15 protein-coding genes are annotated in these 15,556 nt (G+C 72.4%); 10 read left to right on the forward strand and 5 right to left on the reverse strand.

Annotation, left to right across the window (positions count from 1 at the left end):
• Nucleotides 1-3 precede the first annotated feature (3 nt).
• The 3 genes from CFK38_RS17290 to CFK38_RS07960 all read left to right on the forward strand — a co-directional run bounded on the left by CFK38_RS17290 (nucleotide 4) and on the right by CFK38_RS07960 (nucleotide 1,934).
• The gene (locus tag CFK38_RS17290; protein ID WP_096802596.1) at nucleotides 4-162 is read left to right on the forward strand and encodes a hypothetical protein; all 159 of its coding nucleotides are present in this window, start codon (nucleotides 4-6) and stop codon (nucleotides 160-162) included.
• A gap of 102 nt (nucleotides 163-264) precedes the next feature.
• Nucleotides 265-999, forward strand: a complete 735-nt coding sequence (gene priA, locus CFK38_RS07955; RefSeq protein ID WP_096802597.1) for a bifunctional 1-(5-phosphoribosyl)-5-((5-phosphoribosylamino)methylideneamino)imidazole-4-carboxamide isomerase/phosphoribosylanthranilate isomerase PriA — start codon at nucleotides 265-267, stop codon at nucleotides 997-999.
• A complete protein-coding gene (locus tag CFK38_RS07960) occupies nucleotides 996-1,934 on the forward strand; it encodes an SseB family protein (protein ID WP_096802598.1) in 939 nt (312 codons plus the stop codon). Before priA ends, CFK38_RS07960 begins: the two co-directional genes overlap by 4 nt.
• 90 nt (nucleotides 1,935-2,024) lie before the next feature.
• Here CFK38_RS07960 and CFK38_RS07965 read toward each other — a convergent pair whose 3' ends face one another.
• Both CFK38_RS07965 and CFK38_RS07970 read right to left on the reverse strand, forming a co-directional pair.
• Nucleotides 2,025-2,405: a DUF1844 domain-containing protein gene (locus CFK38_RS07965; protein WP_096802599.1), complete on the reverse strand. Its 381-nt coding sequence runs from the start codon at nucleotides 2,403-2,405 to the stop codon at nucleotides 2,025-2,027.
• 91 nt (nucleotides 2,406-2,496) lie between these two features.
• Nucleotides 2,497-3,375, reverse strand: a complete 879-nt coding sequence (locus tag CFK38_RS07970) for a hypothetical protein (RefSeq protein ID WP_096802600.1) — start codon at nucleotides 3,373-3,375, stop codon at nucleotides 2,497-2,499.
• A gap of 375 nt (nucleotides 3,376-3,750) precedes the next feature.
• Here CFK38_RS07970 and infC point away from each other — a divergent pair, with 375 nt between their 5' ends.
• The 5 genes from infC to CFK38_RS07995 are packed head-to-tail and all read left to right on the forward strand — an operon-like array spanning nucleotide 3,751 to nucleotide 8,001.
• Nucleotides 3,751-4,329, forward strand: a complete 579-nt coding sequence (gene infC / locus CFK38_RS07975; protein WP_245851289.1) for a translation initiation factor IF-3 — start codon at nucleotides 3,751-3,753, stop codon at nucleotides 4,327-4,329.
• Nucleotides 4,330-4,354: 25 nt separating this feature from the next.
• The gene (rpmI, locus tag CFK38_RS07980; RefSeq protein WP_096802602.1) at nucleotides 4,355-4,549 is read left to right on the forward strand and encodes a 50S ribosomal protein L35; all 195 of its coding nucleotides are present in this window, start codon (nucleotides 4,355-4,357) and stop codon (nucleotides 4,547-4,549) included.
• Between the two features lie 58 nt (nucleotides 4,550-4,607).
• Entirely contained in the window at nucleotides 4,608-4,988 is a 381-nt protein-coding gene (gene rplT / locus CFK38_RS07985; protein ID WP_096802603.1) for a 50S ribosomal protein L20, read from the forward strand.
• Nucleotides 4,989-5,017: 29 nt separating this feature from the next.
• Nucleotides 5,018-5,932, forward strand: a complete 915-nt coding sequence (locus CFK38_RS07990) for a TrmH family RNA methyltransferase (RefSeq protein WP_096802604.1) — start codon at nucleotides 5,018-5,020, stop codon at nucleotides 5,930-5,932.
• Nucleotides 5,929-8,001 carry a bifunctional copper resistance protein CopD/cytochrome c oxidase assembly protein gene (locus CFK38_RS07995; protein WP_096802605.1) on the forward strand — a complete coding sequence of 691 codons (2,073 nt, stop codon included), beginning with the start codon at nucleotides 5,929-5,931 and terminating at the stop codon, nucleotides 7,999-8,001. The genes CFK38_RS07990 and CFK38_RS07995 overlap by 4 nt, the downstream gene beginning before the upstream one ends.
• Here CFK38_RS07995 and CFK38_RS08000 read toward each other — a convergent pair whose 3' ends face one another.
• From CFK38_RS08000 to CFK38_RS08010, 3 genes are all read right to left on the reverse strand, one after another.
• Entirely contained in the window at nucleotides 8,002-9,597 is a 1,596-nt protein-coding gene (locus tag CFK38_RS08000; protein WP_096802606.1) for an HNH endonuclease signature motif containing protein, read from the reverse strand.
• 315 nt (nucleotides 9,598-9,912) lie between these two features.
• The gene (locus CFK38_RS08005; RefSeq protein WP_096802607.1) at nucleotides 9,913-10,533 is read right to left on the reverse strand and encodes an MBL fold metallo-hydrolase; all 621 of its coding nucleotides are present in this window, start codon (nucleotides 10,531-10,533) and stop codon (nucleotides 9,913-9,915) included.
• Nucleotides 10,530-11,630, reverse strand: coding sequence for an S-(hydroxymethyl)mycothiol dehydrogenase (locus CFK38_RS08010; protein ID WP_096802608.1), 1,101 nt, complete (start codon nucleotides 11,628-11,630; stop codon nucleotides 10,530-10,532). Before CFK38_RS08010 ends, CFK38_RS08005 begins: the two co-directional genes overlap by 4 nt.
• Before the next feature lie 207 nt (nucleotides 11,631-11,837).
• On the opposite strand from CFK38_RS08010, the gene pheS reads away from it, so the two are divergent.
• Together pheS and pheT are read left to right on the forward strand one after the other, a co-directional pair.
• The gene (gene pheS, locus CFK38_RS08015; RefSeq protein WP_096802609.1) at nucleotides 11,838-12,944 is read left to right on the forward strand and encodes a phenylalanine--tRNA ligase subunit alpha; all 1,107 of its coding nucleotides are present in this window, start codon (nucleotides 11,838-11,840) and stop codon (nucleotides 12,942-12,944) included.
• Nucleotide 12,945: 1 nt separating this feature from the next.
• Nucleotides 12,946-15,549 (forward strand): phenylalanine--tRNA ligase subunit beta, encoded by a 2,604-nt coding sequence (gene pheT / locus CFK38_RS08020; RefSeq protein WP_096802610.1) that lies wholly within the window; start codon nucleotides 12,946-12,948, stop codon nucleotides 15,547-15,549.
• Nucleotides 15,550-15,556: the final 7 nt, after the last annotated feature.

Consider the following 15,556-nt stretch of genomic DNA (forward strand, 5'->3'; position numbering starts at 1 on the left):
GGGATGTTCTTCGCGTTCCTGACGCTGTTCGCCGGCGGGATGCTGCTCGGCGGTGCCTGGTCGTTCTACCGTTCGAAGAAGCCCTGGTGGGCGGCCGTCGGACTGCTGCTGCTCGGACTGATCTGCTTCGGCATCTCGATCTGGCGCATCCAGGCCGGCTGAGCCCGCCCGTCCGGTCGCCGCGCACCCCGCAGCGACGACCTCTCCACAGACCCCACCCGTGCCGGGCCGAGGCCCGCACCATCGCTTCCAGGAGGCACCCCTATGACCGCTCCCGTGCTCGAGCTGCTCCCCGCCGTCGACGTGCAGGACGGCCGGGCCGTCCGACTCGTCCAGGGCGAAGCGGGCTCCGAGACCGTCTACGGCGCCCCCCTGGACGCCGCGCTCACCTTCCAGACCGGCGGTGCGAGCTGGTTGCATCTGGTCGACCTCGACGCGGCCTTCGGCCGCGGCAGCAATGCCGCGATGCTGGCCGAGGTGGTCGCCGCCGTCGATATGAACGTCGAGCTCTCCGGCGGGATCCGTGACGACGAGTCCCTCGCCACGGCCCTGGCCACCGGCTGCCGACGCGTCAACCTCGGCACCGCCGCCCTGGAGAACCCGGAGTGGACCGCGGAGGTCCTCGCCGAGCACGGGGACCGCATCGCCGTCGGCCTCGACGTGCGCGGCACCACGCTGGCCGCCCGCGGCTGGACCCGCGAGGGCGGCGACCTCTGGGAGACCCTCGAGCGGCTCGACGAGGCCGGCTGCCAGCGCTACGTCGTCACCGACGTCACCAAGGACGGCACCCTGCGCGGCCCGAACCTGGACCTGCTGCGCGATGTGTGCTCCCGCACCGACGCGAAGGTCGTCGCCTCCGGTGGGATCTCCTCCCTCGAGGACCTGCGCGCGCTGCGCGAGCTGGTCCCGGCCGGGGTCGAGGGCGCGATCGTCGGGAAGGCCCTGTACGCACAGGCCTTCACGATGGGTGAGGCGCTCGACGTCGCGGGCCGCCCATGACCCCGTGGTGGCGGAAGCGCAGCCACCGGACCCCGGCCGAGGGCGCGGAGGCCGGGGACGGCATCGAGGCCCCGCACGACGCACCGGGGTCCCGGGCGAGGACGCCCGGCCCCGACGGCGAGGACCCGTCCGCGACCCCTGGCGATCAGGCACGACGCACGCTGCCCGCCCACTTCCGGGAGAAGTCGCCGCTGGCCGACACCGCGGGGGTGAGCTGGGAGGGGCGCGACTACACCGTCAGCCCCTTCCCCGGGGACGACGGCCGGACACCCGAGCACCTGGCGGAGGCGCTCGCCGCGCATCGCGCCGGGCAGGACCCGCACCGGCAGCGTCTGGTGGCCGCCCTGAGCAGCGCGCGGGTGCTGGTGCCGATCATGGCGGTCGCCACCGAGACGGGCACCACTGCGCACGGCCTGACCGGGGACAACGGCGCCGACATGGCCATGGTCTCGATCACCGCGGCCGATGGCACCACCGTGCTCCCGCTGTTCACCTCGGTCACCGCGCTGAGCACCTGGCGCGGGGATGCCCGGCCGGTGCCGGTCATCGCCCCGCAGGCGGCACAGGCCGCAGTGCAGGAGGGATGCACCGCTTTGCTGCTGGACCCCGCCACCCCGGGCGAGGACGGGGGACCGGTCCTGCTGCCCCGCTCCGTGCTGTGGGCGCTGGCACAGGGCCGGGAATGGCTCCCTCCGCACCTGGATCCGGAGCTGGGCCGGGCGCTGGAACGCCTCGGGCACGAGGCATCCGCCCAGGTGCGTGAGCTGACCGCCCGGGCCGGGGAGCGCGCCGAGGTGGACCTCCACCTCCAGCTGCGTCCCGGCCTCACCGCCGAGGAGGTCCGCTCCGTGGTCGATGCGGTCACCGCACGGCTCGGTGCCGAGGAGATCGTCGCGGAGCGGATCAGCTCGCTGCGGCTCGTGCTCGGCTCCTGAGCCCCGGGCCGCCGGCCCGTCCCGCGACCGCAGACCCGCCGGGCGGAGCCGGCGTGCTGGGCGCGAGCGACCCGCCGGGCAGGCGCAGGGTCAGGAGACGCGACCGGTGTACTTCTCGCCCGGGGCCTCGCCGGGGGCGTCCGGGAAGGGCAGCGCCTCGGCGAAGGCCAGCTGCAGGGAGCGCAGCCCGTCGCGCAGCGAGCGGGCGTGCTCGTTGCCGATCTCCGGGGCCGCCGCGGTCACCAGGCCCGCCAGAGCATTGATCAGCTTCCGCGCCTCGGCGAGGTCCTGGTACTGCTCGGAGGCCTCGTCCTCCGCGAGCCCCACCTTCACCGCCGCGGCACTCATCAGGTGCACGCAGGCAGAGGTGATGATCTCGACCGAGGAGACCTCGGCGATGTCCCGCAGCTCCTGGGGCTCGGACGCCTCCTCGGCGTGGTCGTGGTGGTCGGTGTGCTGATGATCGGTCACAGGGGATTCCTCCGGGGTCGGGTGCGGTGCGAGTCGGCACCGCGCGGTGCGAGCGCCTCGAGGAGCGAGACGCCGGGTCGTCGGGGCGGGGTCAGCCGCCCAGCGGCAGGGTGCCGCTCTCGCCGATGTCGGCGAGGTCGAGGTGCAGGCCGGTCGGCTCGGCGCCGATCGGGACGTCGAAGACGGCATGGAAGATCTGGGAGCCATCGGGCGGGATCACACCGAACGCGGTGGACCCGGCAGTGTGCTCGAGGGTGGCGTCGTGATCCGCCGGGAAGGTGCCGTCGGCGGTCTCCAGCGAGACGTTGTCCCCGATCCGCAGGGCGGTGGAGCTCGGGTTCTCCACCTCGAAGGTGACGATGACGAACTCCCCCTCGGGATCCATCCGGGAGCTCGACCCGCCGATGGAGCGGACGCCGACCTCGGTGCTCACCTCGGTGAGCACCACCTCACCGATCTCGGTGCTCCCGGGCCCGGACTGCTCCGCGGTGCTCGGGGATCCTGGATCCTCGGCCGCCGAGGGGGCGGGGTCGGCGGAGGAGAACGAGCGCACGGCGAGCACGCCGCCGCCCACCACGACGATCAGCAGCAGGACGGCGGCGAGGGAGATCCCGGCGATGAGCAGACCGCGCGGGCGGCCCGAGGTCGCCGGCTGCTCGGGCGGGGGAGCCGGTCGCCGGTTGGGGCGCGCGGGGCGCGGCGGCGGGGTCGGGAACCCCTCCGGGATCGGGCGCAGGACGGCGCGCGGTGCGGTGGCGTCGCGAGGACCGGTGGCGGGGTGGGTCCCGGTCGAGGGATCGGCGCCGTCGGCGGGATCGGCCGACGCCGCGGCCCCGGCGGGATCGGCCACGTCCGCGGCCCCGGAGTCCGCGGCCCGGGGCCCCCCGGTGCCGGCGGCCTCGAGCGGGTCCTCGCCGTAGCTGTACCCGTGCCGGTCGTCCCCGTCGGATGCGTGACGGTCGGTCTCCACCAAAACTCCTCGTTGGTCGCAGCTGATGGGCGCGACGCACATCACCTGGACGGTGGGCGCACTCCTGCTAGGATAGACGACTGGAACAGGTCGAGACCCTCGCCATCCGTTCCTCAAGTGGAGTCCCTTCCCACCTCGTGGCGATCCGCCCGTGAGCTCTCCGGCTCGCGACGAACAGCCGCTGGGTCAGTATCGCAGCCGTGCCTCACCGCACGGCGAGCGGGCAGCAATGCCCGATCCGTGCCGTGGCGCGTGCACCTTGGGGCCTCCGCATGACATGCGGGGGCCTTCGTCGTCTTCCGACTCGAAACAAGGTGAGGAGCCAACATCAGCGAACAGCGCATCAACGGTCAGATCAGGGTCCCCAAGGTCCTCCTGGTCGGGCCCGCCGGCGAGCAGGTCGGCGAGGTCCGTGTCGAGGACGCCCTGCGTCTCGCCCAGGAAGCAGACCTCGACCTGGTCGAGGTCGCGCCCGGTGCGAACCCGCCGGTCGCTCGTCTCATGGATTACGGCAAGTACAAGTACGAAGCCAACCTGAAGGCCCGTGAGTCGCGCAAGAACCAGGCGAACACGGTCCAGAAGGAAATCCGGATGGGCCTGAAGATCGATACCCACGACTACGACACCAAGCGTCGCAACGTGGAGAAGTTCCTCGACGGCGGCGACAAGGTCAAGGTCATCATCCGCTTCCGCGGGCGCGAGCAGGCTCGCCCCGAGCGCGGCGTGAAGCTGCTGCAGCGGATGGCCGAGGACGTCGCGGAGTTCGGATTCGTCGAGTCGCACCCGCGACAGGACGGCCGCAACATGGTGATGGTCTTCGGGCCTCACAAGAAGAAGGCCCAGGCCATGGCCGAGGCCCGCAAGCGCAAGACCGATGCTGAGAAGGCTGCCGCCAGGGTCGAGAGCGCGAAGCCCTCCACCGAGACCGGAGCCGAGACCGGCTCCGAGTCCTGAGAAACGTCACAAGGAGAACAGGCAGATGCCGAAGAACAAAACCCACTCGGGCACCAAGAAGCGCATTCGCGTCACCGGCTCGGGCAAGCTCATGCGCGAGAAGGCCAACGCCCGCCACCTGCTGGAGCACAAGTCCTCCACCCGCAAGCGCCGCCTGGGCAGCGACACCACTGTCGCCAAGGCCGACGTCAAGCGCATGAAGAAGCTGCTGGGCCGCTGACCGCCCACGCGGGAGCACGGCTCCCGCGCCCCTGAACGTACGATCGAAGGAGTATCACGTGGCACGCGTGAAGCGGGCGGTCAACGCCCATAAGAAGCGTCGGGAAATCCTCGAGCAGGCCAGCGGCTACCGCGGCCAGCGCTCGCGTCTGTACCGGAAGGCGAAGGAGCAGGTGCTGCACTCGCAGACCTACAACTTCCGCGACCGCAAGAAGCGCAAGGGCAACTTCCGCCAGCTCTGGATCCAGCGCATCAACGCTGCGGCCCGCGCCAACGGCATGACCTACAACCGTCTCATCCAGGGCCTCGGCCTCGCCGGTGTCGAGGTGGACCGTCGCATGCTCGCCGAGCTCGCCGTGAACGATGCCCCGGCATTCGCCGCCCTGGTCGAGGTCGCCAAGAACGCCCTCCCCGAGGACGTCAACGCGCCGGCAGCCTGACATCGCGGCACGATCTGCGAAGAACTGCGATGAATGAGCGTCCGGACCAGTCGCCGCTCACCTCCCCCCGCTCCGAGCGGGTGCGGAAGGTGGCGGCACTGGCCGGGCGCTCTGCGCGTCGCAAGCAGGGGCGATTCCGCATCGAGGGGCCGCAGTCCGTCCGCTCGCTGCTGGCGCACCGCCCCGAGCTGGCTCGCGAGGTCTTCCTCACCGCGCGCGCGGCCGATGACCATCCCGAGCTGGTCGACCTGGCCCGGTCCGCCGGTGCGCCCGTACGCACCGTCGAGGAGAAGATCCTGCGCGCCCTGGTGCGCGACGCCGCGGCGACCGGCGCCTCGGGGGAGGGGGACGCGGACACCCCTCGCAGCGCCGACCCCTCCGGTGCCCTGGTGTCCCCGCAGGGGGTCGTCGCCGTCGGCGCCCTGCCCGCCGAGGACCCCGCAGCCGCCGGAGCAGCCCTGGGCGCGCTGCCGTCGGGCGGGGCGGTCACCGTCGTCGTGCTGCACGAGGTCCGGGACCCCGGCAATGTCGGCACCCTGATCCGCACCGCCGACGCCGCCGGCGCCGATCTGATGCTGCTGACGCGCACCAGTGCCGATCCGTACTCCCCGAAGGCCGTGCGCGCAGCCGCCGGCAGCCTGTTCCACCTGCCCGTGATCACCGGCGCCGAGATCGAGGACCTGCTCGCACAGCTCGCCGCCACCTCCCTCACCGCGGCCGCGACCAGCGGGTACGCCGCCTCCGAGCTCTTCACGGTCGAGCTGCCCGCGCGGATCGCCTGGATCCTCGGCAATGAGGCGCACGGACTGGACGAGGCCACCCTCGCCGCCGCCCCGCTGACCGTGCGGATCCCCCTGGCCGGGCAGGCCGAGTCGCTCAACGTCCACACCGCCGCGACCGTCTGCCTCTTCGAGACGCTCCGCCGCCGACAGGCAGGGGCATGAACGCCGTCTCCCAGCGCGCCGGCGCCCTCACCCTTCCGCTCCTCCTGCTCCTCACCGTCGCCGCCGCCCTCACGGGCATGGCCGCCACCGGGGCCCTCGTCCCCGCTGAGCTGGTCCCCGCCTCTCCACTGGTCACCTGGGGACTACCGGCGGTGCGCGCCGTCCACCACCTGGGCCTGCTGCTCGCCATCGGGGCCGGCGGCACCGCGGTGCTGCTGCTGCCGGGGCCCGGCCGCCGGAAGGTGACCACCCTGGATCCGCTGCGCCGTCGGGCCGTGCGCCTCGGCGCCGCGGGGGCGCTGCTGTGGGCGGTCGCCTCCCTGGCCCTGGTGCCCCTGGGAGGGCTGGAAGCCACCGGCGCCGGCACCGACCTCGACGTCTGGGCCGTGGCGCTGGGCGGGGAGCTGGGCCGGATCCAGCTCGGCATCACCGTCCTCGCCGCGCTGTCCGCTCTCGCCTTCACGCTCGCGCGCTCCACGGTGCTGGCCTGCTGGGGACTGGCCTTCGCCGGGCTCGGCGCCGCCGCGCTGGGGCTCGCCGGGCATGCCGGCTCCAGCCTCGACCACATCAACGCCGTCAATGCCATGTCCGTGCACCTGGTGGCGGTCAGCGTCTGGGCCGGTGGTCTGCTGGTGCTCTTCCTGCTCAGCGCCCGGATGGACGAGACGCAGATGGCCACCGCGATCCGCCGGTTCTCGCCCTGGGCGCTGGCGGCCGTGACCGGCCTCGCGCTCAGCGGGCTGATCAGCGCCTGGATCCGGATGTCGCACTGGACGGAGCTGCTCACCACCGGCTATGGCCGCGTGGTGCTGTTCAAGGCGATCGGACTGCTCACCCTCGCCCTGCTGGGCGCCCTGCAGCGGCACCGCCTGGGCGAGCGGGTCCGGTTCCGCCACCTCGCCATGAGCGAGGGCCTGATCATGGCCATGGTGATCGGGGCCTCGATCGCGCTGGGCCGCTCCGCCCCACCCGTCCCGCAGGAGATCCCCGCCGTGGGGGAGCTGCGGGTGCTGTCCCTGGTGGGCTACCTCCCGCCGGAGCGGGAGTTCTCGCCCGCGGCCCTGTTCACCGTGGTCCAGCCCGACTGGATCGCCCTCGCCCTGGCCGTGACCATGGCGGGCCTGTACCTCACCGGCGTGGTGCGACTGACCCGTCGCGGGGACGCATGGCCGTGGATCCGCACGGCCTGCTTCCTCGCCGGCTGCCTCGCCTTCGCCTGGGTGTTGAACGGCGGCGCGGCCGCCTGGGGCAAGTTCCGCTTCGACGCGCACATGATCCAGCACATGGCGATGATGATGATCGTGCCGCCGCTGTGGGTGCTGGGCGGCCCGGTCACGCTGCTGTCCCGTGCGGTCGCGCCCCGCACCGACGGTTCCCGCGGCGTCCGCGAATGGGTGCTGGCCGCCCTGCACTCCGGCTACTCCCGTGTGGTCTCCTCCCCGCCGGTGGCCGGGTTCATCTTCGTCGGCTCGCTGATCCTGTTCTACTTCTCGCCCCTGTTCGAGATGGCGATGCGGCACCACCTCGGCCATGTGCTGATGACGGTGCACTTCCTCGCCTCCGGCTACCTGTTCGCCTGGGTGCTGATCGGCATCGACCCCTCCCAGAAGCCGATCAACCCGGTGCTGAAGCTGATCACCCTGCTGGTCACCCTCGCCTTCCACGCCTTCTTCGGGGTGGCCATGGTCTCGGCGACCTGGCTGGTCGCGGAGGACTGGTACACCCAGCTGGGGATGTACTCGCTGAACCGGCTCGAGCTGATCCAGGTGCGCGGCGGCACCATCATGTGGGCGATCTCGGAGGTCCCGACCGTCGGCTACGCGATCATCGTCGCGGCGATGTGGATGCAGTCCGATGACCGCCGAGCGCGCCAGTACGACCGCAAGGCGGAGCGCGATGGCGGGGCCGAGCTCGCGGCGTACAACGCATACCTCGCGAGCCTGCGGGGCGACGGCGGTCGGGGCGGCAGCGATCGCGGCGACGATGAGCGCGGCGACGGCGGTCGGAGCGGGAGCGGGCGCGGCGACGGTGAGCGGCCCGCGTCGACGACATCGGACCCGTCCGCCTGATCAATAGGGCGGCGGATCACCGGGCGGGTGGAGATCGCCGTCATGACCGACCCACCAGCCCTCCTCGCCGTCGGGTCCGGTGCACTCGTCGCCGGGGGCGAGGCCCTGCTCCGCCACCCGGTGCCGGCGGGATGCCGCCGCCGCGCGCATCAGCCGCCCACCCTCGTACTGCTCCCAGGCGGCGGTCATCTCCGCGACGACCTGATCGGTGGCGAGCTCCCTGCCGTCCTCCTGCATGCTCATGAGCAGTCCCGAGGCGTCCCACCAGGTGGTTCCCGCCTCGTCGTCGCGCACCGGGTCGATGAGCCCGAGGGTCTTCAACCGGTGGTGCTCGCGGCACAGCTGATGCAGGTTCGACACCTCGGTCGACCCGCCCTCGGTGGGCCTCTCGTGGTCGAACTCCTCGATGTGGTCTGCCTCGGAGAGCAAGGAGGAGGGACGTGCGCAGCCGGGCACCGCGCAGGTGGGGTGTCGCAGCAGCAGGTGCGCGAGCTGCTCAGCGGTGGGTCGATAGCGGTCGGCGGGAACGGGGAGATAGCTCCCGGTCGTGGCGTCGGTGAGGATCCGGTACCAGGTGTCCTCGCCCCCGGCGAGCTCCCGCGCCATCTGGGCAGGGATCGGAGTCGTGCCGTCGAGCATCCCCGGGGCGTCGGATTCGCCCAGCAGCGTCAGCATCGGGACGGTCACGTTCATGCGGAAGCGGGGCGCGGGCACCTCGATGCCCGCGGTCTCGAGCCGGGTGCTCATGAGGATGTCGTAGCAGGCCCGCGCCAGCGGCGGGATCGACCCGGTCGCCTCGACGAACCCTCCCGGATCGACCGGCAGCGGTGTGCCCTGCAGGAAGGCCGAGCGCTGGGCGTCTTGGACGGCATGGGCGGAGCGGTCCAGCCGCCGGGCGAGATCGAGGATCTCGGGGAGCGGGCCGATGATGCGCAGGCATCCGGTGCCGTCCGGGCGCGGGGGATCCATCACCACGCGCCGTCGGTTCTCCGGACGCGCGTCCTCGCGCACCCGGCTGCGAGAGATCGCGGCGGTGAGCAGATGGCCGAGACGGCGGGAGAACGCCTCCGGCGCGACGGCGAGATCGATCCCGGACAGCTCGACGTCCAGCACCCGCAGCGCATCGTCCTCGAGCCCTCGAGTGCGCTCCAGGAGCTTCTCGAACCAGGCGACCGGGAATTCGCCGCGGCCCAGACGGGTCAGGGAGAGGGGGAGCAGCGTGCCGATGCGGTGGGCCTCACGGATCATGCTCGCCGCCTGGTTCCGAGTGCAGCGCATCGCGAGGGAGAGGTGCAGCTCCTCCATCGCGACGGCATCGCGGGACAGCTCCCCGGGAGCCAGCGGATCATGCGTCGTCTCGAGGATCGCACGGTACCGCTCGGCGAGACGGCGGGAGTCCTGCGCGCCGGAGTCCCAGAGCTCGGCCAGCAGCCGGGCCGTGCGAGGGGAGCGCTGCGCGCTCACCCGGCGCACGTTCTCACGGGTCGCCGCACGGCGCCGTCGCCGCCGCGCCGCCGCGAGGGACAACGCCGCCGCCGACTCGCGGCTCGGGGGCGCGAGCAGCAGCGGTGCCGGATCCTCGTCGAACTCGCCCATCGCCTCTCACCCCCCTCGTGGTCCGCGCCGCGTCCGTCGCGCCGGTGCGTCGAATACGTGTCCTGTTCTACAAGGGGAGTCCGACGCACGACGGGGCTGTGGATAACCTCGAATGCGTGCTGAACTGCGGTTTCGTGAACCGTCGTGACGTTCGTGCGGGTGCGGGTGCGGGTGCGGGTGCACGTGCAGGCGCAGCAGGGGACCGGCAGGCGGGATGATCACCGCATGCAGAACGGCGGCAGCCATCGGAGATGACCGCCGCCGTCCATGACGCGGAACGCGCCGGAGCCGCTCACGCGGCGAGGTGAGCGGGACTCAGAGCCAGTCGCCCTGCGCGGCCCGCTTCTCGGCACCGATGGTGGTGTCCGGTCCGTGACCGGTGTGCACCACCGTGTCCTCCGGCAGCGCGAACAGCCGTTCGCGCACGGACTCCTCGATCGTCTCCCGTGAGGAGAAGGAGCGTCCGGTCGCGCCCGGGCCGCCCTGGAACAGGGTGTCGCCGCTGAACACCGCACCCAGCTCCTCGGAGTAGTAGCAGGTGGAGCCGGGGGAGTGACCCGGGGTGTGCATCGCCTCGAGGTTCACCCCGGCGATCGTGAACATGTCCCCGTCGGCGACGTGATCGTCCCAGGGCAGATCGCCGTGGGTGAGCTGCCAGATCTCCCGGTCGGCGGGGTTCAGCAGGATCGGCGCCTCGAGCGCCTCGGACAGCTCGGGCGCCATCCGCACATGGTCGTCATGGGCATGGGTGAGCAGGATGCCCACGCACTCCCGGTCGCCGACCAGGTCCTCGACGGTCTCCACGTCGTGCGGGGCGTCGAAGACGACGCACTGCTCGTCGTCGCCGAGCACCCACACGTTGTTGTCGACCTGATGGGTCTCACCGTCCAGGCTGAAGGTGCCGGAGGTGACGGCGTGTGCGAGTCGAGCGGTCATCGGGCCACCTCCACCACGGTGCGCAGGGTGTCTCCGTCGTGCAGCGCGTCCAGCGCGGCGTCCGTGCCGGCGAGGTCGGTGCGGCCGGTGACGAAGCGGTCCAGCGGCAGGCGGCCCTGCAGGAACAGGTCGATCAGGTACGGGAAGTCCCGTTCGGGCAGGCAGTCCCCGTACCAGGAGGACTTCAGCGCCCCGCCGCGACCGAACACGTCCAGCAGCGGCAGCGTCAGCTCCACCCCCGGACGCGGCACGCCCACCAGCACCACCCGGCCGGCGAGGTCGCGGGCGTAGAAGGCGGTCTCGTAGGTCTGCGGGATGCCGACGGCGTCGACCACCACGTCCGCGCCGAAGCCGTCGGTGAGCTCCTGGACCTTCTCGGCCACCTCCTGCGGGGACATGCCCGCGGTGTGCAGGGTGTGGGTGGCGCCCAGCTCCGTCGCGGCGGCGAGCTTCTTCTCGTCCACGTCCAGGCCGATGATGGTGGTGGCGCCGGCGAGCTTCGCGCCGGCGATCGCGGCGCAGCCCACGCCGCCCAGTCCGATCACCGCGAGGGATTCCCCGCGCTGGACCTGGCCGGTGTTGATCGCCGCACCGATGCCCGCCATCACACCGCAGCCCAGCAGGCCGGCGACCTCGGCGGGGGCGTCCTCGGAGACCTTCGTGCATTGGCCCTCATGGACCAGGGTCTTCTCCGCGAAGGAGCCGATGCCGAGCGCCGCGGTCAGCTCCGTGCCGTCGACGAGGGTCATGGGCGTCGAGGCGTTGTGGGTGTCGAAGCAGTACTGCTGCACGCCCTTCTTGCAGGCCCGGCACTCGCCGCAGACGGCGCGCCAGTTCAGCACCACGTAGTCGCCGACCTCCACATGGGTGACGGACCCGCCGATCGCGGAGACGCGGCCGGCGGACTCATGTCCCAGCAGGAAGGGGAACTCGTCATTGATGCCGCCGTCGCGGTAGGCGAGGTCGGTGTGGCAGACGCCGGTCGCCGCGATGTCGACGACGACGTCATGCGGTCCGGGGTCGGGGATCACGATGTCGAGCAGCTCTGCGGGCTGCTTCTCAGCACGGGCGACGACGCCCTTCACGGTCCAGGTCACAGTGGCCTCCTTCGAGGTCGGGGGTTCCCCGCCAGCCTAGCCGTGAGCGGCGCATCGAGGGCCGTCGAGGGTATGCCGTCTCGCCGTGCGGACCGCCCGCGCACGCGAGGACCGTCGGGGCTCCTAGAATGGTCCGCGGTGCCCGCGCCCGCAGTTCCCGCACCGCGGCGCATGCACCCTCCTGCCCCCTGGACGAAAGCGATACCCGTGTCCGAGTCCCCCTCGACTCCCGCCGCTCCGGTCATCGACGAGGCGACCATCGGCGACGCCGTCGATGCCGCCCTCGCCGCGATCGCCGCGGCCGCCACCACCGCCGAGCTCAAGCAGGTCCGCATCGCGCACGTGGGCGATGCCAGCGTGCTCTCGAGCGCGAACCGCGCCATCAAGGACCTGCCCAAGGACCAGAAGGCCGCCGCCGGCAAGCTGGTCGGCCAGGGCAAGGGCCGGGTCCAGAAGCAGCTCGCCGCACGGCAGAGCGAGCTCACCGCTGCGGAGGAGGAGGCGGCGCTCGCCGCGGAGACCGTCGACGTCACCCTCCCCACCGATCTGCGCCCCCGCGGCGCCTCGCACCCGCTGACGGTGCTGCAGGACCGGATCAACGACTTCTTCGTCGGCATCGGCTGGGAGATCGAGGAGGGCCCGGAGATCGAGTCCTCCTGGCTGAACTTCGATGCCCTGAACGCCGATCCCGAGCACCCCTCCCGCTCCCTGCAGGACACCCTGTACGTGGCGCCCGAGGGGTCCGGGATGCTGCTGCGCACCCAGACCTCCCCGGTGCAGATCCGGGCGATGCTCGAACGCGGCGCCCCGCTGTACGTCGCCTGCCCGGGCACCGTCTACCGGGCCGACGAGATCGACGCGACCCACTCGCCGATGTTCCACCAGGTCGAGGGTCTCGCGATCGACAAGGACCTGACCATGGCGAACCTCGTGGGCACCCTCGACGCCTTCGCCGCGCACATCTTCGGCGGCACGCCGATCACGCGTCTGCGCCCCAACCACTTCCCCTTCACCGAGCCCAGCGCCGAGATGGACTTCCGCTGCTTCCGCTGCGAGGCGCGCCACGGCCTCGACCATGACGCGGACCCGAGCTGCCGGGTGTGCGGCGGCACCGGGTGGATCGAGATGGGCGGCTGCGGCATGGTCCACCCGAACGTGCTGCGCGCGGCCGGGGTCGACCCCGAGGAGTACCAGGGCTTCGCCTTCGGCCTCGGCATCGAGCGCATCCTCATGCTCCGCAACGGCGTGGCGGACATGCGCGACATCGTGGAGGGCGACGTCCGCTTCTCCCAGCACTACGGTACGGAGATCTGAGATGCCCCGCATTCCCCTGACCTGGCTCGCCGAGCACACCGGCCCGCTCGCCGACGTCTCCGCCCTGCAGGTCGCCACCGACCTCTCCCGCATCGGTCTCGAGGAGGAGGCGCTGTTCGGCGCTCAGGTGACCGGGCCCCTCGTCGTGGGCCGCGTGCTCGAGCTCGTCAAGGAGCCGCAGAAGAACGGCAAGACGATCAACTGGGTGCGCGTGGACGTCGGCCCCGAGCACAACGAGGAGCTCGACGACCCCGCGGACCCCCAGCCCGGTGCCGAGCGCCCCAGCCGCGGCATCATCTGCGGCGCGCACAACTTCGTCGACGGCGATCTCGTCGTGGTCTCCCTGCCCGGCACCGTGCTGCCCGGCGACTTCGCGATCGCCGCCAGGAAGACCTACGGCCACACCTCGGACGGCATGATCTGCTCCGGCCAGGAGCTGGGCCTGGGGGAGGACCCCTCCGGCGAGGACGGCATCATCGTGCTGGGCCGCGGCCACGCCGAGGGTCTGACCGGTGAGCCCGGGGACGACGCGATCGCCCTGCTTGGCCTCGCGGACGAGGTCGTCGAGATCAATGTGACCCCGGACCGCGGGTACTGCTTCTCGATGCGCGGCGTGGCCCGCGAGTACTCCCACGCCACCGGCGCCTCCTTCACCGACCCGGCCGCCTCCGTGCAGATCCCGCAGGCCCCGGTCGGCGGGACGGCCGTGCAGCTGCGCGACCGGGCCCCGCTCCAGGGCGCCGAGGGCTGCTCCCGCTTCGTGGCCCTCGAGGTGCACGGCGTGGACCCTGCGGCGCAGACACCGCGCTGGATGGCCCGCCGCCTGACCCTGGCCGGCATGCGCCCGATCTCGCTGATCGTGGACGTCACCAACTACGTCATGCTCGATCTCGGTCAACCGCTGCACGCCTACGACGCGGACGAGGTGGTGGCTCCGATCGTGGTGCGCCGGGCCGAGCCCGGCGAGCAGCTCACCACCCTCGATGACGTCACCCGCACGCTGGATCCCGAGGACCTGCTGATCACCGACAGCGACGGCGGCGAGGGCGCCCGCCTGCTGGGCATCGCCGGGGTGATGGGCGGCGAGTCCACCGAGGTCTCGCCCCGCACCTCGAACATCGTGCTCGAGGCGGCGACCTTCGACCCGATCTCGGTGGCTCACTCCGCACGTCGCCACCGCCTGCCCTCGGAGGCCTCCAAGCGCTTCGAGCGCGGCGTGGACCCGCAGCTGCCGCAGGTGGCCGCCCACCGTGCCGCCCAGCTGATCGTGGAGTTCGGCGGCGGTGAGATCGCCTCGTCGATCACCGACGAGGGCGGCGCGCCGACGCCGGCCGCCCCGATCGCGCTCCCGCTCGGCGACGCCGAGCGCGTGGTCGGCATCGCCTACACGCCCCAGCAGGTGCGCGGCAGCCTCGAGATGATCGGCTGCCGCGTGGAGGAAGGATCCGACGGCACGCTCGCCGTGACCCCGCCGTCCTGGCGCCCGGACCTCACCATCCGCGAGGACCTGATCGAGGAGATCGCCCGGCTGGTCGGCTACGAGACGATCCCCTCGCTGCTGCCCACCGCCCCCGGGGGCCGCGGCCTCACCCGGGCCCAGCGCGCCCGCCGGGCCGCGAACCGGGCGCTGGCCGAGGCCGGCCTGATCGAGGTCACCTCCTACCCCTTCGTGGGCGAGGGCATCTTCGACGCCCTGCGCTACGAGGCCGCGGACGCCCGCCGCGACGCCGTGCGCCTGCTGAACCCGCTGGCCGACGACGAACCGCTGATGCGCAGCTCCCTGCTGCAGACCCTGCTGCCCATCGCCCGGCGGAACCTCGGCCGCGGCGAGGAGTCGGTGGCGATCTTCCAGCTCGGCACCACCGCGCTCTCCCGCGGCGAAGGGTCCCGGGCCCCGGTGCCCGCCGCGGCGCGGCGCCCCACGGACGCCGAGCTCGAGGAGGTGCTCGCCACCCTGCCGCTCCAGACCCGCAGCCTCGCCGCCGTGGTCGGCGGGTCCTCGGGCCCGGACTCCTGGCAGGGGGCGGTCGCCCCCTGGGGCTGGGCCGATGCCTTCGACCTGGCCCGCCGCGCTGCCGCGGCCGTCGGTGCGCAGCTCGAGGTGCGCCAGTGCGAGCACGCGCCCTTCCACCCCGGCCGTGCCGGTGAGCTGCGGGTGCTCGCGGCCGACGGGACCAGCACCGTCATCGGTCACGCCGGTGAACTGCATCCCGCCGTGGTCACGGAGTTCAGCGTGCCTGCGCGCACCAGTGCGCTCGAGCTCGACCTCGAGGCGCTGATCGCCGCGGCCCCGGCCGTGGTGGCTGCGAGCCCGGTGCCCACCTACCCGGTGGCCAAGGAGGACTTCGCCTTCGTGGTCGAGCAGGACGTCCCGGCCGCGGCCGTCGAGGCCGCGATCGTGGTGGGCATCGGCGACCTCGCCGAGAACGTCCACCTCTTCGACGTCTTCACCGGCGAGCAGATCGGCGAGGGGAAGAAGTCGCTCGCCTTCGCGGTGCGCCTGCGCTCGGTCGAGGGCACCCTCACCGCCGAGCAGATCGGTGCGGCCCGCCGGCGCTGCATCGCTGCGGTCGAGACGGCCGTCGGAGGTGTGCTGCGCGCATGAGCACCCC

It is taken from the genome of Brachybacterium vulturis, from assembly GCF_002407185.1.
In the GTDB taxonomy this organism is placed as follows: domain Bacteria; phylum Actinomycetota; class Actinomycetes; order Actinomycetales; family Dermabacteraceae; genus Brachybacterium; species Brachybacterium vulturis.